Genomic DNA, 20937 nt, shown 5'->3' with positions numbered 1-20937 from the left:
GCCCACTCCCAGCGCGGGGTGAGCGGCCGTCGTCGTTCGCCTTGAGGCCTACGGCTCGAACTTGTAGCCGAGGCCCCGCACGGTGACGAGGTAGCGGGGGCTCGAAGGATCGGGCTCGATCTTGCTGCGAAGCCGCTTGACGTGCACGTCGAGGGTCTTCGTGTCCCCCACGTAGTCGGAGCCCCACACCCGGTCGATGAGCTGCCCGCGCGTGAGCACCCGGCCCGAGTTGCGGAGCAGCATCTCGAGCAGCTCGAACTCCTTGAGCGGGAGGGCCACCTGCTCGCCCTCGACACTCACCACGTGCCGCTCGACGTCCATCCGCACCGGGCCCGCCTGAACGGTCGAGGAGATGAGCTCCTCCGGCTCGCCGTGTCTGCGAAGGACGGCGCGCACGCGGGCCACGAGCTCGCGGGACGAATAGGGCTTCGTGACGTAGTCGTCCGCGCCCAGTTCGAGTCCCACGACCTTGTCGATCTCGGAGTCCTTGGCCGTCAGCATGATGACGGGGACGTTCGAGCGCTGGCGCAGCTGGCGGCACACCTCGGTGCCGGGCGTGCCGGGAAGCTGAAGGTCGAGCAGCACGAGGTCGGCCCCGTTGCGGTCGAACTCGACGAGGGCGTCGGTGCCGTTGTCAACGACCTCGACCTCGTAGCCTTCCTTGCCGAGGAGGAAGGAAAGGGGGTCGCTGAACGACTCTTCGTCCTCCACGATCAGGATCCTGCTCAAGCCATTGCTCCTTGCTCGGGGGGCCGTGCGGCCCCATCTTGGCGTTCTTGCCCATCCTTGCGGCGGCCCTCTTTGCGCTGGGCCTCTGCGCGTTGCGCCTCTGCGCGCTGGGCCCGCGTCGGCGGATCCTCCGCGTTCTGGTCTTCGTCCATTTCGGGCAGCCGCACGGTGAACGTCGAGCCCTTGCCGAGCTGCGACCACACGGTCACTTCGCCGCCGTGGTTCTCGACGACATGCTTGACGATACTCAGGCCGAGGCCCGTGCCGCCCGTCTGCCGCGACCTTGCAGCGTCCACACGGTAGAAGCGCTCGAATACGCGCTCCTGGTCCTCGGGCCGCAGGCCCTCGCCCTGGTCGGCGACCGACACCGACACGAGGCCGTCCTTGTCCCGGAGCCCGACGCCCACCTTGGTGTTCTCCGGCGAGTAGCGGATCGCGTTGTCGATGAGGTTGCGGAACGCATTCACGAGCAGATCGGGGTCTCCGTAGACCTTGCCCTGGCTCGACCCGCCGACGACGACGGAGATGTGCTTCGCCTCGGCGGCAAGGCGTGAGCGGTCCACGGCATCGGCGACGACCTCGTTGATGTCGACGACCTTGCCCTGATGGACGATGTCCGCACCCTGGAGCCGGGAGAGCTCGATGATGTCCTGGACGAGGGCTGCGAGGCGAACCGACTCCTTGCGCATGCGCTGGGCGAAGCGGCGGACGGCGTCCTCGTCGTCCGGGCTGGCCTCGAGCGCCTCCGCGAGGAGGGAGATCGCGCCTACCGGAGTCTTGAGCTCGTGCGAGACGTTCGCGACGAAGTCGTTGCGGATCCGCTCGGTGCGCGTGATCTCGGTGCGGTCGTCCGCGAGGAGGAGGATGTACTCCTCGCCGAGCATGGCCGCGCGGACCTGGATGATGATCGTCCCCTGGCCGAGGGGACCGCGCGGGAGTTCGAGCTGCTTTTCGATGACGACGCCGTTGCCCCGCACCTTCGCCGTCATCTCGAGGAGCTCCCGGTGGACCACAGTGTGCCCGCGGACGAGGCCGTACGCGTAGGCTGCCGGACTGGCCCGGACCACGCTGTCGATGGCGTCCACGACGACGAAGGCCTTGCCGAGGACGGACAGCACATCGGCCGCCCCCTCGGGGAACGACGCATCTCCCGGCCCCTCTTCGAGGAGCGCTCGCTGGCGCTCGCTCGCGCGGAACGCGAGGACGCCGAAGGCGCCGAAGGACAGGCCCAGAAGACCCGCCACGATGCCGACGACGAGAGGATCCACCTCTTTAGCTTAGAGGGCGCGGTGAGGACCGCGGTCCGCATTCCGCCCCCACCGGCCCCGGTTCACGTATCGTTCATATGGGCGCGGACAAGTATTCATCTGCTGCTGAGAGTGTGACGAGTCGGAGTGTCCGAAAAGGGCAATGGGTGGGGACAGGACGGAAGGACACCGCCGTGCGCAAAGTATTCCAAGAAGAGCTCAAGCTGGTCCACGAGGACCTCGTAGAGATCGCAAGGCTGGTCGAGACAGCGCTCGACAAGGCTGTCGAATCCTTCCAGAACACGGACGTCGATCTTGCCCAGGAAGTCATCGCGGAGGATGCGCGCATCGACTTCCGCCAGACCGCGCTCGACGAGCGCGCCATCGACATCCTCGCCCTCCAGGGCCCTGTGGCGAGCGACCTCCGCACCATCGTCGGCTCGCTCCGCATGAGCGCGTCGCTCGAGCGCATGGGCGACCTCGCGCGCCACATCGCTCAGCTGACCCGCCTCCGGTACCCCGAGAACGCGGTCCCAGCGCCGCTCGCACGGACGTTCGCGCGGATGGCCGACCTCGACAAGTCCCTCATCGAGGACGTCGCGCAGCTCCTCGACACCCATGACCTCGCACTCGTCGCGAAAATCCAGGGCACGAATGCGGAGATCGACGATCTCCACGCGAGCGTCTTCCGCGCGATCGCCGACGCCGGGTGGACCGGCTCGCCTGCCCTCGCGGTGGATGCTGCCCTTGCCAGCCGCTATTTCGAGCGCTTCGCGGACCACGGCGTCTCGGTCGCCCGCAAGGTCTCCTACCTTGTCACGGGTGAGTGGGACGGGGACATGACGTCGAACTGAGGCCCGCCCGGCCCCGGAACCCAAGAGACGACGACGGCCGCCCTCCTTGTTCGGTGGGCGGCCGTCGTCGTCTGTTCTCGGCTACTTCTTGCCCTGGTTCTTCACGGCCTCGATCGACGCGGCCGCGGCCGCCGGGTCGAGGTACGTGCCTCCCGGGCTGGTGGGCCGGAAGTCCTCGTCGAGCTCGTAGACGAGCGGGATGCCCGTGGGGATGTTGAGGCCAGCGATGTCGTCATCGCTGATGCCGTCCAGATGCTTCACGAGGGCACGCAGCGAGTTGCCGTGCGCCGTGACGAGCACCGTCTTGCCGGCCGCGAGCTCGGCCTTGATCTCCGATTCCCAGTACGGCAGGAGGCGCTCGAGGACGTCCTTGAGGCACTCGGTACGCGGGACGTCGTCGCCGAGGTCCGCGTAGCGCGGGTCGCCCACCTGCGAGAACTCCGAGTCGTCGGCCAGCGGGGGCGGCGGAACGTCGTACGAGCGGCGCCACTCCATGAACTGCTCCTCGCCGAATTCGGCGAGCGTCTGGGCCTTGTCCTTGCCCTGCAGGGCGCCGTAGTGGCGCTCGTTGAGCCGCCATGAGCGCTTCACGTCGATCCACCCGCGGTCGGCAGCGGCGAGCGCGAGGTTCGCCGTGTTGATCGCGCGCTTGAGACGGGACGTGAACAGGATGTCCGGGAGGAGGCCCTTCTCGGCGAGCAGCTCCCCCCCGCGCTGTGCCTCCTCGCGGCCCTGGTCGTTGAGGTCGACGTCCACCCATCCCGTGAAGAGGTTCTTGGCGTTCCAGTCGCTGTGCCCATGGCGCAGCAGGATCAGCGTGTAAGTCATGGACTCATGCTAGCGGGGCCGAATCGACGGAACCCGTGCCCTTCCTTCCGTGACACCGCCCCGTCACCGCTCAACGGGAGGGAGCCACGGCCTCCCACGCGACCGTCAGCTCTCCGAGCCGCCAGCGCGCGGGGCCGTGCAGCACGGGCCAGCCTGCGTCCTTGAGCGAGCGCGCCGCCGTGATCCACCGCTGACGGTTCCCGAACGGAGCCAGCGGGGCCGCCGCGGCCCAGAGTGCGTCGAATGCCGCGAGGAATTCGTGGATCCGCTCGCCGGGCACATTGCGGTGGATGAGCGCCTTCGGCAGCCGCTCCGCGACGTCGGACGGCCGCTCGAACGAGCCGAAGCGCAAGGCGACGGACAGCGTCCGCGGGCCCCCGCTGTCGAGCGCCACCCACGCGGCGCGGCGCCCGATCTCGTCGCACGTCCCCTCGACGAACAGCCCGCCGGATGCGAGGCGGGAGCAGACGAGCTCCCAGATCGCTGGGACGTCGGCCTCCTCGTACTGGCGCAGCACGTTGAACGCGCGCACGAGCGCGGGAGCGCCGTCGACCGGCAGTTCGAAGCCGCCGAGCCGGAAGTCGAGCCCCTCACGCTCGAGCGGCTTGGCCGCCGCGACCCGTCCCGGCTCGATCTCGATGCCGGTGAGACGGAAGTCGTCCCGCACCGCGCGGAGCCGTTCGAAAAGCTCGACGGCGGTCGCCGGCGAGGCGCCGTAGCCGAGGTCGACCGCGAGGGGCGAGGCGGGCAGCGCCCGGAAGCGGCGCCCGTGCACGCCCGTGATCCAGCGGTCGACCCGCCGCATACGGTTGGGATTGGTGGTCCCACGGGTCACATTCCCCACGGGGCCCCCGCGTGTGGCCCTGATCGGGCTCGCCTTCTGGACCACGCTCTCAGCCCGTCGGGGTCGTAGCGGTCACTCCGGGGATCAGTGAGGTCAGCGCGACGAGACGGCCGGGCGGACGTCCGCGAGGTAGACGCCGGCGGCGGTCACGGCAGCGAGCGTGAACAGGCTCGGGCCGAAGAGCGGGCTGATGGGGCTCACCGCAGCGAGGATCCCGACGAGCGTCGCGCCTCCGGTGATGCCCAGCCAGAAGCCCTTCGTGCGCTTGAATCCCGCTTCGAAGGCCTCTCCCCTGCGGGTGGCGCAGTCGATGAAGGCCCACAGGGAGATGACGAGGCACAGCAGCGAGACCGCGTAGCCCACGATGAGGTCGCTGTAGCCGATGATGTAGCTGCCGATCACTCCCCCAGCCTACAGAGGATCTGCGCGATCAGCGCGACCACACGACCAGCGCGAAGAGACGTATCCGTGTCTCCCGGGCTCCACGGCCTCACGCGAGCGCGTCGAGCCCCTGGGCCAGATCCGCCCACAGGTCCTCGACGTTCTCGATCCCCACGCTCAGCCGCACGAGGCCCTCGGGGACGGTCGCCGGTTCGGCGGCGTGACGACGGCGCCGCTCGATCGTGGATTCGACCCCTCCGAGCGACGTCGCGGGGAGCCACAGGGCGAGCGCCGCGACGAGCGCGTCCGCTGCTGCGGCGTCGTCGAGCTCGATGCTGATGATCGAGCCGAAGCCGTCGAACTGGGCCGCGGCGCGGACGTGGCCGGGGTCGGAGGGGAGGCCGGGGTACCGGGTTCGCCGCACGGCCGGGTGGCCCTCGAGGCGGCGGGCGAGCTCTGCCGCCGTCGCCTGCGAGCGCTCGACCCGTAACGCGAGGGTGCGGAGGCCGCGGAGGCCGAGCCACGCCTCCATGGGCCCGGCGATGGCCCCGTGCAGCGTTCGATGGCCCAGGAGCCTGGCCCGCAGTTCGTCGTCGGCCGTGACGGCGAGGCCGAGCAGCACGTCGGAGTGACCTGCGAGGTACTTCGTGGCGGAGTGCACGACGAGGTCGGCGCCCACCGCGAGGGGTCGCTGCCCGAGCGGGGTGCTGAATGTGTTGTCGACGACGACGAGGGCGCCGGCGGCGTGCGCGGCGGCGGCGAGGGCGGGGAGGTCGGCTACCTCCATCATGGGGTTGGTCGGGCTCTCGACCCACAGGACGTCGGCGCCGTCGAGGGCAGCGGTGACGGCCTCCGTGTCTGCGATGTCCACGGAGCGGAGCTCGAGTTCGCCGCGTGCGCCTTTGGCCTGGGCAAGCCCGAGCGTGCCCGAGTATGCGTGGGCGGGGGCGACGAGCACGCCGCCCACCGGAACGAGGCTCAGAGCGGCCGCGACGGCGGCCATGCCGGAGGAGAAGAGGAGCGCGGGGATGTCGGCGCCTTCGAGACGTGCCACCGCCTCCTCGAAAGGTTCCCAGGTGGGGTTGGAGAAGCGCGCGTAGCCCCTCGCGCCCTCGCCCACCGACCCGAGCCCGACGAACGTCGACGAGAAGACGACACTCGGGTTCACGGGCGTATCGTGCCCGCGTTCAGGGCGGCCCGCTGCCACTGCGAGCGTCTCAGGCGAGAGTGCGCAGAGCGCCGCGGCATCGAGATGCGGGAAGGTGTACTCGGGCAGGGGGGAGCCGGCTTCCGGGACGTCGGTCATGCCCCTAGGGTATGCCTCTGCGAGTGGGCCTGAGTCGGTAGGCTTGGACGGTGACCTCCTCCTCCCCCGCCACCCCCGACAGTGCGCCTGGCCCCGGGCCCGCCCGTGGCCTCTTCGTCGCGTTCGAGGGCGGCGACGGCGCGGGGAAGTCGACTCAGGCCCGGCTCCTCGCGGGCTCGCTCCTTGCAGCCGGCCACGAGGTCCTGCTCACACGCGAGCCGGGTGGGACTCCCATCGGAGAGAAGCTGCGGTCCCTCGTGCTCGAGCACGGCCAGGGGGAAGTCGACGCACGGACCGAGGCCCTCATCTTCGCGGCCGCGCGCGCGGCCCATGTCGCCCAGACGATCCGGCCCGCCCTCGATCGAGGCAGCGTGGTCATCACGGACCGCTACATAGGGTCCTCCATCGTCTATCAGGGGGTTGCGCGCGGTCTCGGCATCGAGCCCGTCCGCGATCTCAATGTCTGGGCGACCGACGGCCTCTGGCCCGATCTCACGGTGCTCCTCGACGTCGACGAGGGCGAGGGGCGCGCGCGGCGGGCCGCCGACGATGCAGTCGAGGACCGGCTCGAATCCGAGTCCGACGACTTCCACCGCGACGTCCGCACCGCATTCCTCGACTTGGCCGAAGCCCGGCCTGACTCGTATCTCGTGCTCGACGGCCGGCGCAGCCTCGAAGAGCTCTCCGAGCGGATCCTCGCAGCGGTCACGCGGGTGCTCGAGGCACGCCCATGACGGTGTGGGAGCAGCTCGTCGGGCAGGAGCCCGTCGTCGACCAGCTGCGGCGTGCCGCCGCTGGCGAGGGGCTCACGCACGCGTGGCTCTTCACGGGCCCCCCGGGCTCGGGGCGGTCGACGGCGGCGAAGGCGTTCGCCGCCGCTCTCAACTGCGAGGCCGACGACGTCACGCAGCGTGGGTGCGGCGTGTGCGCGGGGTGCCGAACGGTGCTGGCGGAATCCCACAGCGACGTGACCTTCGTGCGGACCGAGAAGATCACGATCACCATCGACGAGGCCCGAGAGCTCGTCGCCAAGGCGGGCGATCGCCCATCGACCGGGCGCTGGCGCATCGTCGTCGTCGAGGACGCCGACCGCATGGCCGAACGCACCACGAACGTCCTGCTCAAGGCGATCGAGGAGCCCACACCCCGGACAGTGTGGATGCTCTGCGCGCCGTCGCCCGCCGACGTCCTCGTCACGATCCGTTCACGCTGCCGGGCCGTGAACCTGCGCCTGCCGCCCGTCGACGACGTCGCCGCGCTGCTCGTGGAGCGCGACGGCGCGGCCCCCGAGCTCGCGCAACAGGCTGCCCGCGCGGCGCAGAGCCACATCGGGATCGCCCGCCGGCTCGTCCACGACGGGGCCGCGCGCGAGCGGCGCGCCGCGACTGTGCGGCTGCCGCTCACCCTCTCCACCGTCTCGCAGGCCGTGGTCCTCGCGGAGCAGCTCGTGAAGATCGCAACCGACGAGGCCGCGAGCTCCAATGAGGAGCGGGACGCGCAGGAGCGGGCACGCCTCCTCGAGACCCTCGGGGTCTCCGGCGACGAGAAGCTGCCGCCGAGCCTCCGCGCTCAAGTGCGCCAGCTCGAAGAGGATCAGAAGCGCCGGGCAAAGCGCTCGGTCACCGACTCCCTCGATCGGACCCTCACGGACCTGCTCTCGTTCTACCGGGACGTGCTCATGGTCCAGCTCGGCGGCGGGGTCGAGCCCGTGAACACGGAGATCGCCGCCGAGATCGCCGAGTTCGCGGCAGCTTCGACCCCCGACGTAACCCTGACCCGCATGGATGCGGTTAACACCACGAGACAACGCATCACGACCACGAATGTGGCCCCGCTCCTCGCGGTCGAGGCCATGGCAGTAAGCCTGATCTGAGGAGACAGCCCCTGTGAGCACACCTGCCCCAAACCAGGGGTCTCCCCTCCGCGCGGTTCTCGCCGTGATCGCGGGCCTCGCGGTGATCGTGCTTGCCCTCACCGCCTGCACGCCCCTCCTGAGCCCGGGCCAGGGGGCGACGCCGGGGCTGGACCCCTCGGCCACCGCTGGTGCCCCTCCGGAGCTGGCGAAGTTCTACCAGCAGCAGATCCAGTGGTCGTCGTGCGAGAACGGGCTCGAGTGCGCGAAGGTCACCGTGCCTGTGGACTACTCGAAGCCCGACGGCGACACGATCCAGCTCGCCGTCGCCCGTCTCCGGGGGAAGAACACCTCCGCGGGCCTTCTCGTGAATCCCGGTGGCCCCGGCGCGTCCGGAATCGACCTCGTCCGCGACTCCGCGACCCAGATGTTCTCGCAGAAGCTGAGGGACGCGTACAACATCATCGGCTGGGATCCCCGCGGCGTGAAGCGCTCCGCGCCGGTCACGTGCCTGAACGCCTCGCAGGAGGACGCGGCCCGGCAGATGAACATCGATCCGTCGACGCCGGCCGGCCTCGAACAGTCCTTCGCGGAGCAGAAGACCGTCATCGACGCGTGCAAGGCGAACACTGGGCCCGTCCTCGCGCACACGGACACTGTGAGCTCTGCCAGGGACATGGACGTCATCCGGGCCGTTGCTGCGGGGCAGTCCAAGCTCAACTACCTCGGGTTCTCCTACGGGACCTTCCTCGGTGCGACCTACGCCTCGCTCTTCTCGGACCGGGTAGGACGGTTCGTGCTCGACGGCGCCCTCGATCCGGCGCTCACGGCAAGCGAGATCACGATCGGGCAGGCGAAGGGGTTCGAGGATGCCCTCCACGCCTACATCCGATCGTGCCTGGCCGGTTCCGGCTGCCCGCTCCACGGCAGTGAGGACGAGGCAGTCGCCCAGGTGCAGAACCTCCTCCAGTCGGTCGTGAAGCAGCCCATGCCGACGACGAGCGGACGCATCCTGCCGATCACAGACTTCGTGAACGGCATGATCATCCCGCTCTACAACGACCAGAACTGGAGCGCCCTCACAGACGCCCTCACGAGCGCGCTCAGGGGCGACGGGACGGCAATGCTCCGGCTCTCCGACCTCGCGGCCGACCGCGCCTCGGACGGAACGTACTCCTCCAACAGCAACTTCGCCTTCATGGCCTACAACTGCCTCGACTACTCCGAACCGTCGGACGCTGCGGGCATGGCCGCAGAGGCCGCTCAGCTCACGCAGGCCTCGCCGACCTTCGGCCAGTTCTTCGCCTACGGAGGCGTCAACTGCCGCGACTGGCCGTACAAGCCGGTGCGCTCCCCCGCCCCGGCGCACTACACGGGAAGCAGCCCGATCGTCGTCGTCGGCACCACCGGAGACCCGGCCACTCCCTACCCGTGGGCGCAATCCCTCCGGAACGAACTCGGGAACGCGGGCCTGCTCACCTGGAATGGCCAGGGCCACACTGCGTACGGGCGCGGCTCGAGCTGCATCGACAACGCCGTGGACGGCTACCTCGTCGGCGGGGCTGCCCCGAAAGACGGCACTCGCTGCTGAAGAGGCCGACGCCCCTAGCCTGCTGCGATTGCCTCTCGGCCCCACAGGAGGCTCGGCAGGTCTGCGACCGAACTGACGACGGCGGTCGCTCCCGCCGCTCGGAGCTCGCCTGCCATCTGCGCGCCGGTCAGGACGCCGACTGCGGCGCCGGCCCCCGCGCGGAGGGCCGAGGTGATGTCCGCCGTCGTGTCCCCGGCAACGAGGACCTCTCGCACGTCGTCGAGATCGAGTGCCAGCACTGCGGTGAGGACCATGTCCGGGTAAGGACGTCCCCGGCCCGCGTCCTCCGAGCAGAGCGAAAGGTCGGCGAGGCCCATCCAGCCGAGTGCGTCGAGCACGCTGTTCTGCGTGTGACGCCCGAATCCGGTGGCGAGGCAGACCTTGACGCCGTGCTCTCGGAGGACGTGAATCGTCTCCTCCGCCCCCGGGACCGGGCTGAGGCAACCAGCCGTGATCATCCGGTCATAGGCAACCGCGAAGGCGCGGCTCGCCGCCCGAGCGCTCTCGGCGTCGTCCGGGAAGATCCGCTCGAAAAGCTCGGCCCTGTCCAGCCCCGCGCTGCGCCGCGACATTGCAAGCGCTGCTTCGAGCCGCTCCCCCGAAATACCGAATGTGCCCAGCACCTCGGCGATGGCCCGCTCCGCGGCGCCTCCGTCCACGACCGTCGTGCCGTTCAGATCGAGTACGGCGAGACGGATGCAGCGGGCCACGGCCGGCGGCAGGTTCGGCACAGACACTTAGGCTCCCGAATTCTCTCTTGCGCCGGGCAGCTCCGGCGACTGAATTACCACCGTGGCATCCACTCGCGTCCCGACCCTGAATTCGCCGCGTACGCAGGATGAACAGCTCCCGAGAAAGATTCGGAGCCAGATCCCCAGGGAATTTAGGGAATATTGCGTCATACGGCGCGGTGCACTTGTTCTCCCCCAGCGGCGACGCCACGCTGAGGGTGGCGGCCACCGCCCGGGCGGCCAGACAACATGGGGAGCACAGGGTGACGGGGACCACCGCGCTGGACAGACTGCAGGTCAGCAGGCAGCTCCGGGCTGCTCTGAAAGGGACCGGGGCGCGCCTCGCCCTCGGGATGATCGGTTCGGTGGACATCGTCGTGTACCCCGAACGACCGGGCGGTCGGCAGAGCACGCTCGCGTGCCTGCGAAGCCAGGGCGGGAGCGCCTACGTCGATTCGGCTCACTACCGCTCGTGGCGGCTCTTCTCCGCGGCCGTCGCGTGTGCGGTCGAATACTTGGGCAGGACGACGGCCGACCGTTCGTTTTGACCCCGGACAGCCCGCTCCACTAGAGTATTCACTCGGTGGTTCCGCTTCGGCGGCCTATCCGGTTGCCTCCTTAGCTCAGACGGTAGAGCGTCTCACTCGTAATGAGAAGGTCAGCAGTTCGATCCTGCTAGGAGGCTCCACTGCCCCTCTTCGGCCTGCGGAAACGCGGATCGGAGAGGGGCTTTTGCGTTTCGGCGCTGCCACCACCCGTTTGGGGCCCTAGACGGCTGCTCGTCCGAGGCCGGCCGAAGGGGCAGCGAGAGCCAGAGCTCCTTGGGGCACCCCTGTCGCACATGTCCAACGGCCCGTAGTATCGGCTCGTCATCACATTGGACGCAGGGGGACCCATGACCACGCCGCAGAATCCCGACCCTCAGCAGGACCCCAACCATCCGCAGTCCCCGGACCAGCCGTATCCGTACGGCGGGCCGTATCCGTACGGCCAGCCGTATCCGTACGGCCAGCAGCACCCTTACGGCGGGCCGTACCAATATCCGCAGCCCTACCCCTACGGCCAGCAGTACCCGTACCCGCAGCAGTACCCGGGCCATGCCCCAGGCGGTTTCAACACTGCCCCTCCGCTGTGGGCGCCCTACTACGGTGCCCCGTTCAGAGATGCGGTCCAGAGGTTCTTCAAGAAGTACGCCACGTTCTCGGGCCGCGCGAGCCGTGCGGAGTACTGGTGGTGGACCCTCGCCGGGAGCCTGGTCGGCCTCCTGATGGAAATCTTCGTCTTCGCCGGCATGACCTACACCCGGAGCACCTACCACGGACAGAGCTACGTGACCCCGACCCTCGGGCCGGTCGCGATCATCGCGTACATCCTCGTGCTGATCTGGGCCCTGGCCATCCTTGTTCCGACGCTCGCGCTGACTGTCCGCCGGCTGCACGACGTGAACATGAGCGGATGGATGTACCTCATCGCCTTGGTCCCCTTCGTCGGGGGCTTTGTTGTGCTCGCCTTCACCCTGCTGCCGCCGCATCCGGCGGGCCAGCGCTTCGACGTCCCGACGTACGCCGCACGCGGCTTCTGAACGGACAAGTTCGCCGCCTCTGCGCATTCTCGTAGCGCGGCGCCGGTTCTACAATGTGGGCATCCCTCACCGGACCGGTGGAAAGAGGCCAACCATGATGGTCATCGAGCAGGTACGAGAAGGAATGCACGTCGTCGGGCCGGATGGAAAGAAGATCGGCAAGGTCGACGACCTCAAGATGGGCGATCCGGATGCAGTGACGGCGGACGGCCAGACTGCTCCTGAAACCGGGGGGCTCGTGGGCAGCGTCATTGACGACTTCGCCGAAACCTCCAGGCTGCCCAGACATACCGCTGAGAGACTTCTACGGCTGGGCTACGTGAAGATCGACAGGTCCGGCCTGTTCGGAGGCCATGAATATGTCGCTTCGGACGACCTGGACCGGGTCGAGGGTGACACCCTCTGGCTCAAGGTAGGCGCCGCGAAAAAGCGATCCTGAGGAAGAAGCGAATCCTGAGTCAGGCGCTCTTCGGCTGGTACCCGCTGGCATTGCGACGGGCAGCAACTGCCTTCTGGGCCCTGTCGAGGAGAGAGTTGACGGCGCGATCGGCCTGCTCCTCGGTCAGCGGGAGATCCTTGCTGACGAGTGAGCCGCCGCCCATGTTGATGTACAAGTCCGTGTACGTGCGGCGGGACCGCCGCTGGCCGTTCGACTTTGCCCGCTTGTTGTCGTTTCGCATTGCGACCTCCCTCCACCCAGAAGTCTACGTGGCGGGTTGTCTCTCGAATAGCGCCCGGACATACCCGGGAGCATTCAACGAATAGAGGAGCAGTGCGATTGAATTCAGAAGTCCGAGGACCGGGACCGCCACCCAGACCGCATCCCAGGCCCACCTCTCCAACGGGACGGCGGCGGCGAACCCGGCGAGGAGCAGCACCACGGTGCACACCACGAGCATGAGCCGAAGCGGTGCCAGGAGCGCTGCCAGAGCACGATGCTCGGGCGCCCTCGCCATCCAGGACAGGAACAACGCTGGACCGATCAGCAGCAGTGAAAGGGCCTGCGACGGCGCGTGGAAGTCAGGGGAGATCGGTCGGAACCAGTGCAATCGCTCGCTCACGACAAGGCTCGAGAACAGCGAGGACCGCGGCAACGGTGAAGGTGAGGATGCCCGATCCGACAGGGGCGATCTCGACGCGGACCTCGGCGCCGGAGAGCGGGCGCGTCGGGGTGAACGCGATGTGGGCGACGGCGCGCTGCTCGGCAGGATGGTCCACTCCCCCTTTGCCGGTCGCCCTCTCGCGGAACGTCTCCGACACGTCGAGCTCCACGACCTTCAGCCCGGGCGGTCCCTCGAACTCGACGTGCTGGCTGTGGCTGAGACCGGCGTCGGGCAGAGTGAACCGGACGGCCCCGACGCGGTTGCCCCTTTCGGGCGCACCCACCTCGCGGTCGTAGCCGAATTTCAGCACGATCCTCCGCCCCACGAGCTGTCCGGAAACCGCGACGATCAAGAGGAAGTGGTCGAGGAAGCCCTTGGCTATGTGCTCGGCGAGGGCGGCATCCTCGGCCTGCTCGGGGCTCGGGTCCGGCCAGGCGTTCCTGATGGCCTGCCCGAGGTCCGACTCGATCCGCGAACGGTCAGCGTCCCTGTCGATGCCGGGCCGGAACCCCACGAGCCTGTCCAAAAGGAGCCGCAGGCCTGCGGACGGGGCGCCTCCGCCGGGGCCGGTGGCCGGGTCGAGCAGGAAGGCGAGCAGCTCGGCGGTGAGCCTGCTGTTGTCGGCCGCCCCGAGGACGGGCATGGGGTGCCGGTCGGGATCATCGGTGTCGACCCGCCGGAGAGCGCCCTTTTCGATGAGGGCGAGCGGCACCAGTACCTGGTCCCTTGGACCGACGATGGCGAACGCGGGCGGGATGGTCAGGTCGAAGGAGATGGACCGCTCCGACACCAGCCCGTCCGGGGCCGCCCACGGCCGGCACTTATGCTTAGAGGCAGGAGGGCCTCCGTGCCCGCGTCAACGCCGGTGTTCGTCCCGCGGCTGGCGCGGCGGCGGAGGAAGGGAGCGCCAGGGTGCGGTTGCTGGTCTCGCATGTGCGGGGATTCGCTGCCCTCGGCCCCGCTGACCAGGACCACTGGCCGGCTCTGAGAATGGCCTTGGGCGTCGGCATACCGACCGTGGTTCTGCTGCTCGCCGGGCGTAGCGATCTCGTGATCGATGCCGTGTTCGGCGGGTTTGCGGGCATGTACGGTCGCGGGGCGAACCGTGCCGTCCGGCTGCGGCACCAATCCTTCGCGGGCGCCCTGCTCGTGGCCGGGGTCGGGCTCGGGTCTGGGCTGTCCTACCTCCGCTCCCCGGAGGCAGTCCTCGTGGTGGGCGAAGCGGTGTTCGCTGGACTCGCCTCCCTGGTCGCCGACCGGGTCGGCTTCCGCCCCGCCGGCCCCTTCTTCGCCCTGTTCGCGTTCGGTGCCTGCGCCGCACTCGACCGTGCGAACCCGCTGGTGGCGACCTTGATCGCTCTGGGTTCGGCCGCGTTCGCGCTGGCCATCGGGGCCTCTTCGCCTCGGGCCGCAGCAAGGCCCATCATGCCCGCGCCCGCCGTGCGTCCGTCGTTGCGGAGGGCTGCTGGCTATGCGACCGCAGTCGCCGTCTCGGGCCTCACTGCTCTGGCCATCGGTATCGGCCATCCACATTGGGCCATGGCCGCCGCGGCGGTGCCCCTCTCCGCCGTCGGCGTTTCGGGCCGGGTCCGGCGCGGTGTCCACAGAGTCGTCGGAACGCTTGCTGGACTCGGCCTGACAGGAGTGATCCTCGCAGCTCACCCGTCACCGCTGGTCATGGGCATCCTCGTCGTGGCACTTCAGTTCCCGACCGAGCTGTTCATGCTCCGGCACTACGCTCTGGCGTTGTTCTTCTTCACGCCGCTGATCCTTCTCATGACCTGGCTCGCAATGCCCGGCTCACCGCGGGCCATGATCACAGACCGCGCCGTCGAAACCATTCTGGGCGTACTGGTCGGATTCACAGTCGTCCTGGCGGGGGCAATCAGCAGAGATGGCGGGCCGGAATCCGACCCGCCATCTTCCCCTGGCATCCACCCATGAAACACCACTCACCGGCGCCACCTCCGCTTGGAGCTCAGCGGCGCCTGAACATCAGATACCCCCTATTTACGTCTGCAAACGCCGCGGATTTCCACCGGCGGACCCTGTGCTAGGTTCCTTGCTGTCCGCCCTTCAGCGGCATCAGGAAAGGAAGAACTTATGGCTCCCTCGAACACGCGGATCTTTTCGCTGCCCACCGCGGAATTGCATCTGCACATCGAGGGAACGCTCGAACCCGAGCTGGTTTTCGAGCTCGCCGAGAACAATGGTGTGGCCCTCCCCTTCGATTCCGTCGAGGCGCTCCGGGAGCGCTACCAGTTCACGAGCCTGCAGTCCTTCCTCGATCTGTACTACGACTGCATGTCCGTCCTGCAGACGCGGGCGGACTTTCGGACCCTCGGCGAGCGGTATCTCGAGCGGGCTTACGAGCAAGGGGTCCGGCACGCCGAGATCTTCTTCGACGCCCAAGCGCACACGATCCGCGGAGTCGATGCGGAGGAAGTCCTCGACGGCCTGCTCGACGCCCTCGAAGCCGGCGCACGGAAGGGGATCAGCGGCGGCCTCATCCTCTCGTTCCTTCGCGACCGCCCGGTGGCGGAAGCGCTTGAGACTCTCGAATCGCTGGCCCATCGTGCCGGGGACCTGCTCGGCGTCGGCTTGGATTCCGCCGAGGTCGGCTATCCGCCTGAACTCTTCACGCCCGTCTTCGCCCGTGCGAAGGAGCTCGGCCTCCGCCTCGTGGCGCACGCCGGGGAGGAAGGCCCAGCAGCCTACGTGCGGGAAGCCCTCGATCTCCTCGGCGCCGAACGGATCGACCACGGCATCCGTTCGCTCGAAGACCCAGAACTCATCGAACGGCTCCGCCGCGAACGGATCCCACTGACGGTCTGCCCGCTCTCCAACGTGAAGCTCGCCGTCATCCCCACCCTTGCGGAGCATCCCATCTTGGACCTGCTCGACAAAGAGATCCTGGTGACGGTCAACTCGGACGATCCGGCCTACTTCGGCGGCTATCTCGCCGACAACATGGCCGGGCTCGTTGACGCGTTCCCCGCTCTCGACGGCGCCCTCGAACGGCTCGCCCGCAACTCAGTCGAGGCATCGTTCGCGAGTGATGAGCGCAAGGCCGAGCTCCATGCGCTCATCGACGAGTGGGCTTCACGCGCCTGATTCGACGACCAGCAGGGTGACGTGAGGATTGTCTCGGAACGGCCGGAGCTGGTCTTCGCTCGCCGAGGCGTCGGTGATGAGGGTCCACGGCCGTTCGATGGGAGTCCACCAGTGGCCCGCGCTGGCCTCGAGCTTCGTTGCGTCTGCCAGGACGTAGAGCTGCTCGGCGGCTTGGACCATGGCTCGCTTGAGTGAGGCCTGCTGGTCCGTCTCTTCGCTGAGCCCCCGGCGGGCGCTCACACCGTCCGCGCCGAGGAACGCGGCGTCAGCGGTCAGAGCGGCGAGGGCCGCCTCTGCGAGTGGGCCGACGGTCCCGGAGCTGATGTGGCGCAAGCGGCCGCCGAGCAGCACGACTTCGACGCCGTCAGCATGCTCGAGTGCGCGCGCCGTCGTCATGCCGTTCGTGACGACGGTGACGTCCTCGCGCGCCGTCAGGCAGCGGGCAAGCGCCCCGACGGTGGTGCCGGCGTCGAGGATGTTCACCGAGCCAGGCGCCACGAGGGAGGCGGCCTGACGTCCGATGGCTTCCTTCGCCTCGCTCGCCGTCAGTTCACGCTCCCGCAGGCTCTGCTCCCTCTTCGGACTGGCAGGGGCCGCGCCTCCGTAGGTGCGCAGGATCCGCCCACTGCCGGCCAGGCGGTCGAGGTCGCGCCGGATGGTGGAGAGGGACACATCGAACTCCCCGGCGAGCTCGTCCACGGTTGCCGGACGCAGTTCGAGGCTCGCGGCGATGCGCGAGCGCCGCTCGGCAGCGTTCATGCCCCCGTTTCTTTCGTGGATCCGTCCCGCACGCCGGCGAGGTCGACGGCGGCGCGGAGCGCTTCGAGCATGGACGCGTGGTCGGCGAGGTTCTTGCCGGCGATGTCGAACGCGGTGCCGTGGTCCACGGAAGTCCGGACGACGGGAAGGCCGACCGTGATGTTCACTCCGTTTTCCAGCCCGAGAACCTTCACGGGGCCGTGGCCCTGATCGTGGTACATGGCGACGACGAGGTCGTAGTCGCCGCGTCCGGCCCGGAAGAAGAGCGTGTCAGCAGGAAGCGGCCCCTCCGCGTGGATGCCCTCCGCCTCCGCCCGTGCGATGCCCGGGGCGATCTTCTCGGCCTCCTCGCCGTAGCCGAAGAGCCCATTCTCGCCCGCATGGGGGTTGATGGCGGCCACCCCGATGCGTGGGTTCTCAATTCCCGCGCGGACCAGCAGCTCGTAGCCGCGACGGATGGTGCGGTAGACGAGCGGACCGTCGATCTTGGCAATCGCATCGATGAGACCGATATGGGTCGTCACGTGGATGACGCGCATGCGCGGAGCGGTGAGCATCATCGAGACCTCGGGGGTTCCGGTGAGCTCGGCCAGGAGTTCCGTGTGCCCCGGATACCGGTGCCCGGCTGCATGGAGTGCGGCCTTGTTGAGCGGTGCCGTGCAGATGGCGTCGATCTCGCCGCCGAGAGCGAGCTCGACCGCCTTCTTGATGTAGAGGTATGCCGCGTGGCCGGCCTGCGGCGACAGCTCGCCCCACGGCAGGTCAGGGTCGAGGCCCGGGATGTCGAAGACGTCGATGCCGGACCGCTCGAAGAGCGCTTCCCCGACGGAAGCGATGGAGCGGACAGACAGCGTGCTGCCGACGATGTCCATCGCCTGCTGGAGGCGGTGGAGATCCCCGATGACGAGCACGCGGGCCTGCTCGTGCAGCCTCTCGTCCGCCATGGACTTCGCAATGATCTCGGGACCGACCCCTGCTGGGTCTCCCATCGTGACGGCAACGATCGGAAGGCTCATGGCCTCGTGCTCCTCTTCTCAGGGTGTGGGGCGGAAAGCGAGGGGTGGGTCCAGCCCAGGAGGGCGGCGACCTCTGCCAAGGTCTCCGTTCCCCCGAAGCTGCCGGACTTGATGACGAAGGGGAGGGTCTGTCCGGGCAGTTCGGCGAGGACGACGCCGGGCAGCAGCTCGGTGTGCGGCCAGAACAGTGGGGTGCCCAGCGCCTCGAGCACCGCAGCCGCGGTCTCTCCCCCTGAGACGACAAGGGCTGAGGCATACGGCACGGCTGCGGCCACGGCCGAAGCCAGAGCTCGGGAGACAAGGGCGGCCCGAGACTTGTCGAGGGGATCGCCCAGATGCGGGGTCAGCACGGCGCCGCCCTCACCCAAGGCGGCGTGCAGGGCTCCGACGGCGTCCCGCTCCTCGGGGCCGAGGGGAGCACTGAGGCGAGGCAGCTGGACGTGTGGGAAACCGATCCGAATCAGCTCCTCCAGCTGAAGCCGGCTCGTCGTCGAGTAGCTGCCCACCACCATCAGCGGGCGGCTTCCGGCAGGTGGAGGCGGCTCGACTGCTGCGAGCGGTGGCCTGCGGGGAGACGCTGGCCTGTCGGGAAGAGGAGCCCGACCAGCTTCTGCCCGCCCGGCCAGATGCGCGGCGATGCCACCGGTTCCCACGAGGAATGCTTCTCTTCCCAAGGCTTCAGTCGCCGCTGCGATCGCGGACAGGTCTTCCTCGGTCGCGGCGTCGGCTACTGCCGCCTGAATGCCCGAGGCGAGCAAGGCGCGGAGGCGTCGGATCAAGGACTGTTCGTCGGTCCAGTCCGCACGCTGCACGACGGCGCAGCTCAGCCCGACCCCTGCCATCGCCTCGGACACGCTCGAACGACCAGGAAGAGGGACGCCGTCAAGCAAGACGCTGCCTCGTTCGGTCGTGCGTCCCGTTCTGGGGAACGCTGGCGCCAAGACTGCAAGCACGGGGCCTCTGGGCGCCAAGACGTCGAGGACTCCGGCCACTTCCGCTCCGACGTTTCCTCGCAGGAGCGAATCGATCTTCTTGAAGACGAGCGCCCCTGCTCTCGCTGCTTTCCACGTCGCGTCCCTCACGAGGGCTCGGGCTTGTTCGGGGTCCAGATGACGGCTCTCCGTCGAGACCGCGACGACCTCCGCTTCGGGCCACTCGGCGCCAGGGCGCGTGACCACAACAGTGCGGGCCCGGCGAGCGAACGCGACGGCGGAATCGGCAGCCCCGGTGAGATCATCGGCGATGACGACGGTGGAGACCATCACGCATCGGTCCAAACGGGCATGACCCTCGATTGACTAGGCAGGGCGAACAGGAGGAGCATCAGCTCTTGCTCTTATCGAGCACATTTATGCTCACACAGCGCACCTTGAGCGGTCAATCGATTCCTCTCTGCGCCGACCATGCGCATTTTCGAGCAGCCTGAGTGCCCTTCGCTAGCGGGGCCAGCAACCGGAGACACATTCGCATAACGGCCGTTAGCCCGGCCTTCTCCCCGGGTACTTTCCCTCTATGGTTTACGGGGATACCCGCGTCTCGGCTGTCGCCGCAGAGCTACGCGTTGAGAAGTCGGCGCGGCAGGTCTCCATGGACCTCCTCGCCTACCGGTCCGGCGTGCCCGTGGATGTCCTGTTCCAGTACCTCGCAGGGATCCGCGACATGCCGCTCATGACGTTCCTGGCGATCTGCGACAGCCTCGAGGTCGACCCGAGTGAACTGCTCCGGAGGGCCCAGTCCTACTAGAGGTCCTGCCGCCTAACGGGCAGTCGCCGGAGCTGAGGGCGCCTGGGCATCGTGGCCAGAAGACGCTGCATCGGAGGGCGTCACCACGGGAGTTCCCGACGTTGCGGAGAGGGCAACGACAGTATCGATGCCGCTGATCTGCAGCGCGAGTTCGCGCATGGTGCTTACGTCCATTGATGCCCCAGTCCCGAGTAGCCGAGTGTGAGTTTCGTCACCCACAACCGATGATGTTACCCGACGGTAAGGCGATTGCCCATCCCTGTGGGTCAGAGCCATTCCTTGCTCCGGAAGAGCACATACAGACCGAACGCCCCGACGATGATCAAGCTCAGCGACAGGATGAGGCCGAGCATGCTCTGGAACCCGAGGAACGGCACATTCTGGCCGAAGAAGCCAGTCACCGCCGTGGGGACCGCGATGATCGCAGCCCAGCTCGTGAGCTTCTTCATCACGAGGTTCATCCGGTTGCCTTGGATGCTGATGTGCGTCTCGAGGATGCTGCCGACCAGATCGCGGAGTGACTCCGTCCAGTCGGAGGCCCTCAGGACGTGGTCGTACACGTCCTGGAAGAACGGCTGCATCGACTGGTCCGCGATGTCGAGGTCCCGGCGCAGGACCGTGTTGAGCACCTCGCGCATGGGGAGCACGATTCGGCGGAGCCGTACGAGGCTCTTCCGAAGCTCGAAGGAGCGCCGCTGGAGATCGTGGTCCGACGAGTGATCGTCGAAAAGGGCGTCCTCAAGGCCCTCGATGCGCTCGTCGAGGTCCTGGACCACGTCGAAATGGCCGTCCACGAGGAGGTCGACGAGGCCCCAGAGCAGGAAGGCGGTGCCGTGGCCCGCCAGGTCGTTCTCCTGGTCCCACTTCTCAGCCAGACGCTCGGAGGCAAAGTCCGCACCGTGGACGGTGACGAGTGCCTTGCGGGTGATGAACGCCTTCACCTCGCTCACGGTCAGCTCATTCCCCTCCGGAACGAGCGAGGCCTCGTAGGCCGCAAGGAAGAGGTGGGTTGGGTAGCGATCGAGCTTGGGGCGCTGGTGCTCGTGCATCGCGTCCTCGATCGCAAGCCGGTGGAGCCCGAAGATCGTCTCCATGGCCCCGAGATCCTCTTCGCTGGGCGACTCGTAGTCGATCCAGACCGCCACTCCATCTTGGGCGAGGATGCCCTCGATTTCATCGAGAGCCAGATCCTCGCGCTCGAGCTTGCCGTCGCGGTAAAGCCGGGAACGCACCATTCGGCCATCCTATCGATGGAAT

At 68.3% G+C, this 20937-nt stretch carries 24 protein-coding genes and 1 tRNA gene; 11 read left to right on the top strand and 14 right to left on the bottom strand.

Annotation, left to right across the window (positions count from 1 at the left end; all coding sequences use genetic code 11):
* Positions 1 to 48: 48 nt before the first annotated feature.
* Positions 49 to 729: a response regulator transcription factor gene (locus E6A21_RS10410; RefSeq protein WP_043124848.1), complete on the bottom strand. Its 681-nt coding sequence runs from the start codon at positions 727 to 729 to the stop codon at positions 49 to 51.
* A complete protein-coding gene (locus E6A21_RS10405) occupies positions 726 to 1997 on the bottom strand; it encodes a sensor histidine kinase (protein ID WP_138444066.1) in 1272 nt (423 codons plus the stop codon). Before E6A21_RS10405 ends, E6A21_RS10410 begins: the two co-directional genes overlap by 4 nt.
* Before the next feature lie 173 nt (positions 1998 to 2170).
* Here E6A21_RS10405 and phoU point away from each other — a divergent pair, with 173 nt between their 5' ends.
* Positions 2171 to 2830, top strand: coding sequence for a phosphate signaling complex protein PhoU (phoU, locus tag E6A21_RS10400; RefSeq protein ID WP_138444065.1), 660 nt, complete (start codon positions 2171 to 2173; stop codon positions 2828 to 2830).
* Between the two features lie 81 nt (positions 2831 to 2911).
* Here the strand turns inward: phoU and E6A21_RS10395 are convergent, their stop codons facing one another.
* The 4 genes from E6A21_RS10395 to E6A21_RS10380 all read right to left on the bottom strand — a co-directional run bounded on the left by E6A21_RS10395 (position 2912) and on the right by E6A21_RS10380 (position 6189).
* Positions 2912 to 3658: a phosphoglyceromutase gene (locus E6A21_RS10395; RefSeq protein ID WP_138444064.1), complete on the bottom strand. Its 747-nt coding sequence runs from the start codon at positions 3656 to 3658 to the stop codon at positions 2912 to 2914.
* A gap of 70 nt (positions 3659 to 3728) precedes the next feature.
* Positions 3729 to 4547: an O-methyltransferase gene (locus E6A21_RS10390; RefSeq protein ID WP_138444063.1), complete on the bottom strand. Its 819-nt coding sequence runs from the start codon at positions 4545 to 4547 to the stop codon at positions 3729 to 3731.
* Between the two features lie 48 nt (positions 4548 to 4595).
* Positions 4596 to 4904: a DUF2516 family protein gene (locus tag E6A21_RS10385; RefSeq protein ID WP_138444062.1), complete on the bottom strand. Its 309-nt coding sequence runs from the start codon at positions 4902 to 4904 to the stop codon at positions 4596 to 4598.
* A gap of 88 nt (positions 4905 to 4992) precedes the next feature.
* Positions 4993 to 6189 (bottom strand): trans-sulfuration enzyme family protein, encoded by a 1197-nt coding sequence (locus E6A21_RS10380; protein ID WP_138444061.1) that lies wholly within the window; start codon positions 6187 to 6189, stop codon positions 4993 to 4995.
* A 50-nt stretch (positions 6190 to 6239) separates the two neighbouring features.
* Between E6A21_RS10380 and tmk the strand changes: the two genes are divergently transcribed.
* The 3 genes from tmk to E6A21_RS10365 are packed head-to-tail and all read left to right on the top strand — an operon-like array spanning position 6240 to position 9632.
* Complete coding sequence (gene tmk, locus E6A21_RS10375; RefSeq protein WP_138444060.1) at positions 6240 to 6923, top strand: dTMP kinase; 684 nt, start codon at positions 6240 to 6242, stop codon at positions 6921 to 6923.
* Positions 6920 to 8062, top strand: a complete 1143-nt coding sequence (locus tag E6A21_RS10370) for a DNA polymerase III subunit delta' (protein ID WP_138444059.1) — start codon at positions 6920 to 6922, stop codon at positions 8060 to 8062. Before tmk ends, E6A21_RS10370 begins: the two co-directional genes overlap by 4 nt.
* 13 nt (positions 8063 to 8075) lie before the next feature.
* Positions 8076 to 9632, top strand: coding sequence for an alpha/beta hydrolase (locus E6A21_RS10365; protein ID WP_138444058.1), 1557 nt, complete (start codon positions 8076 to 8078; stop codon positions 9630 to 9632).
* 14 nt (positions 9633 to 9646) lie between these two features.
* Here E6A21_RS10365 and E6A21_RS10360 read toward each other — a convergent pair whose 3' ends face one another.
* Positions 9647 to 10369, bottom strand: a complete 723-nt coding sequence (locus E6A21_RS10360; RefSeq protein ID WP_138444057.1) for an HAD-IA family hydrolase — start codon at positions 10367 to 10369, stop codon at positions 9647 to 9649.
* A gap of 257 nt (positions 10370 to 10626) precedes the next feature.
* On the opposite strand from E6A21_RS10360, the gene E6A21_RS10355 reads away from it, so the two are divergent.
* From E6A21_RS10355 to E6A21_RS10340, 4 genes are all read left to right on the top strand, one after another.
* The gene (locus E6A21_RS10355; RefSeq protein ID WP_138444056.1) at positions 10627 to 10911 is read left to right on the top strand and encodes a hypothetical protein; all 285 of its coding nucleotides are present in this window, start codon (positions 10627 to 10629) and stop codon (positions 10909 to 10911) included.
* A 64-nt stretch (positions 10912 to 10975) separates the two neighbouring features.
* Positions 10976 to 11051 (top strand) — tRNA-Thr (locus E6A21_RS10350).
* 207 nt (positions 11052 to 11258) lie between these two features.
* A complete protein-coding gene (locus E6A21_RS10345) occupies positions 11259 to 11945 on the top strand; it encodes a DUF805 domain-containing protein (protein WP_138444055.1) in 687 nt (228 codons plus the stop codon).
* Between the two features lie 94 nt (positions 11946 to 12039).
* Positions 12040 to 12384, top strand: a complete 345-nt coding sequence (locus E6A21_RS10340) for a DUF2171 domain-containing protein (protein ID WP_138444054.1) — start codon at positions 12040 to 12042, stop codon at positions 12382 to 12384.
* Positions 12385 to 12403: 19 nt separating this feature from the next.
* On the opposite strand, the gene E6A21_RS10335 is transcribed toward E6A21_RS10340, so the two are convergent.
* Genes E6A21_RS10335 through E6A21_RS10325 form a run of 3 tightly spaced genes read right to left on the bottom strand, consistent with a single transcriptional unit; the run spans position 12404 to position 13838 of the window.
* The gene (locus tag E6A21_RS10335) at positions 12404 to 12625 is read right to left on the bottom strand and encodes a hypothetical protein (protein WP_138444053.1); all 222 of its coding nucleotides are present in this window, start codon (positions 12623 to 12625) and stop codon (positions 12404 to 12406) included.
* Positions 12626 to 12649: 24 nt separating this feature from the next.
* On the bottom strand, positions 12650 to 13006 hold the full coding sequence (locus E6A21_RS10330) for a hypothetical protein (protein ID WP_138444052.1): 357 nt from the start codon (positions 13004 to 13006) through the stop codon (positions 12650 to 12652).
* Positions 12966 to 13838 carry a hypothetical protein gene (locus E6A21_RS10325; RefSeq protein WP_138444051.1) on the bottom strand — a complete coding sequence of 291 codons (873 nt, stop codon included), beginning with the start codon at positions 13836 to 13838 and terminating at the stop codon, positions 12966 to 12968. The genes E6A21_RS10330 and E6A21_RS10325 overlap by 41 nt, the downstream gene beginning before the upstream one ends.
* A 200-nt stretch (positions 13839 to 14038) precedes the next feature.
* On the opposite strand from E6A21_RS10325, the gene E6A21_RS10320 reads away from it, so the two are divergent.
* Both E6A21_RS10320 and E6A21_RS10315 read left to right on the top strand, forming a co-directional pair.
* Entirely contained in the window at positions 14039 to 14992 is a 954-nt protein-coding gene (locus E6A21_RS10320; protein WP_138444050.1) for an FUSC family protein, read from the top strand.
* 159 nt (positions 14993 to 15151) lie between these two features.
* Positions 15152 to 16162, top strand: a complete 1011-nt coding sequence (locus tag E6A21_RS10315; RefSeq protein WP_138444049.1) for an adenosine deaminase — start codon at positions 15152 to 15154, stop codon at positions 16160 to 16162.
* Here E6A21_RS10315 and E6A21_RS10310 read toward each other — a convergent pair.
* Genes E6A21_RS10310 through E6A21_RS10300 form a run of 3 tightly spaced genes read right to left on the bottom strand, consistent with a single transcriptional unit; the run spans position 16151 to position 19199 of the window.
* On the bottom strand, positions 16151 to 16921 hold the full coding sequence (locus E6A21_RS10310; protein ID WP_138444048.1) for a DeoR/GlpR family DNA-binding transcription regulator: 771 nt from the start codon (positions 16919 to 16921) through the stop codon (positions 16151 to 16153). The two genes, E6A21_RS10315 and E6A21_RS10310, sit on opposite strands and share 12 nt — an antisense overlap.
* On the bottom strand, positions 16918 to 17937 hold the full coding sequence (gene pdxA, locus E6A21_RS10305) for a 4-hydroxythreonine-4-phosphate dehydrogenase PdxA (RefSeq protein WP_138444047.1): 1020 nt from the start codon (positions 17935 to 17937) through the stop codon (positions 16918 to 16920). Before pdxA ends, E6A21_RS10310 begins: the two co-directional genes overlap by 4 nt.
* Complete coding sequence (locus tag E6A21_RS10300) at positions 17934 to 19199, bottom strand: four-carbon acid sugar kinase family protein (RefSeq protein WP_246036356.1); 1266 nt, start codon at positions 19197 to 19199, stop codon at positions 17934 to 17936. Before E6A21_RS10300 ends, pdxA begins: the two co-directional genes overlap by 4 nt.
* 250 nt (positions 19200 to 19449) lie before the next feature.
* Here E6A21_RS10300 and E6A21_RS10295 point away from each other — a divergent pair, with 250 nt between their 5' ends.
* Positions 19450 to 19680 carry a helix-turn-helix domain-containing protein gene (locus E6A21_RS10295; RefSeq protein WP_138444045.1) on the top strand — a complete coding sequence of 77 codons (231 nt, stop codon included), beginning with the start codon at positions 19450 to 19452 and terminating at the stop codon, positions 19678 to 19680.
* 266 nt (positions 19681 to 19946) lie between these two features.
* Here the strand turns inward: E6A21_RS10295 and E6A21_RS10290 are convergent, their stop codons facing one another.
* A complete protein-coding gene (locus E6A21_RS10290; RefSeq protein ID WP_138444044.1) occupies positions 19947 to 20915 on the bottom strand; it encodes a magnesium transporter CorA family protein in 969 nt (322 codons plus the stop codon).
* Between the last annotated feature and the right edge of the window lie 22 nt (positions 20916 to 20937).

The organism is Sinomonas susongensis (assembly GCF_005877005.1).
Taxonomy (GTDB): Bacteria; Actinomycetota; Actinomycetes; order Actinomycetales; family Micrococcaceae; genus Sinomonas; species Sinomonas susongensis.
The sequence above is the reverse complement of the archived record's forward strand: the minus strand, read 5'-3'. Positions and strand labels throughout refer to the sequence as shown.

Excerpts from the sequence above, each read along its gene's own strand:
- E6A21_RS10395 (WP_138444064.1), bottom strand. The coding sequence starts at position 3,658 with ATGACTTACACGCTGATCCTGCTGCGCCATGGGCACAGCGACTGGAAC.
- E6A21_RS10380 (WP_138444061.1), bottom strand. The coding sequence starts at position 6,189 with ATGACCGACGTCCCGGAAGCCGGCTCCCCCCTGCCCGAGTACACCTTC.
- E6A21_RS10370 (WP_138444059.1), top strand. The coding sequence starts at position 6,920 with ATGACGGTGTGGGAGCAGCTCGTCGGGCAGGAGCCCGTCGTCGACCAG.
- E6A21_RS10345 (WP_138444055.1), top strand. The coding sequence starts at position 11,259 with ATGACCACGCCGCAGAATCCCGACCCTCAGCAGGACCCCAACCATCCG.
- E6A21_RS10340 (WP_138444054.1), top strand. The coding sequence starts at position 12,040 with ATGATGGTCATCGAGCAGGTACGAGAAGGAATGCACGTCGTCGGGCCG.
- E6A21_RS10335 (WP_138444053.1), bottom strand. The coding sequence starts at position 12,625 with ATGCGAAACGACAACAAGCGGGCAAAGTCGAACGGCCAGCGGCGGTCC.
- E6A21_RS10320 (WP_138444050.1), top strand. The coding sequence starts at position 14,039 with ATGGCCTTGGGCGTCGGCATACCGACCGTGGTTCTGCTGCTCGCCGGG.
- E6A21_RS10315 (WP_138444049.1), top strand. The coding sequence starts at position 15,152 with ATGGCTCCCTCGAACACGCGGATCTTTTCGCTGCCCACCGCGGAATTG.
- E6A21_RS10310 (WP_138444048.1), bottom strand. The coding sequence starts at position 16,921 with ATGAACGCTGCCGAGCGGCGCTCGCGCATCGCCGCGAGCCTCGAACTG.
- pdxA (WP_138444047.1), bottom strand. The coding sequence starts at position 17,937 with ATGAGCCTTCCGATCGTTGCCGTCACGATGGGAGACCCAGCAGGGGTC.
- E6A21_RS10300 (WP_246036356.1), bottom strand. The coding sequence starts at position 19,199 with ATGGTCTCCACCGTCGTCATCGCCGATGATCTCACCGGGGCTGCCGAT.
- E6A21_RS10295 (WP_138444045.1), top strand. The coding sequence starts at position 19,450 with ATGGTTTACGGGGATACCCGCGTCTCGGCTGTCGCCGCAGAGCTACGC.
- E6A21_RS10290 (WP_138444044.1), bottom strand. The coding sequence starts at position 20,915 with ATGGTGCGTTCCCGGCTTTACCGCGACGGCAAGCTCGAGCGCGAGGAT.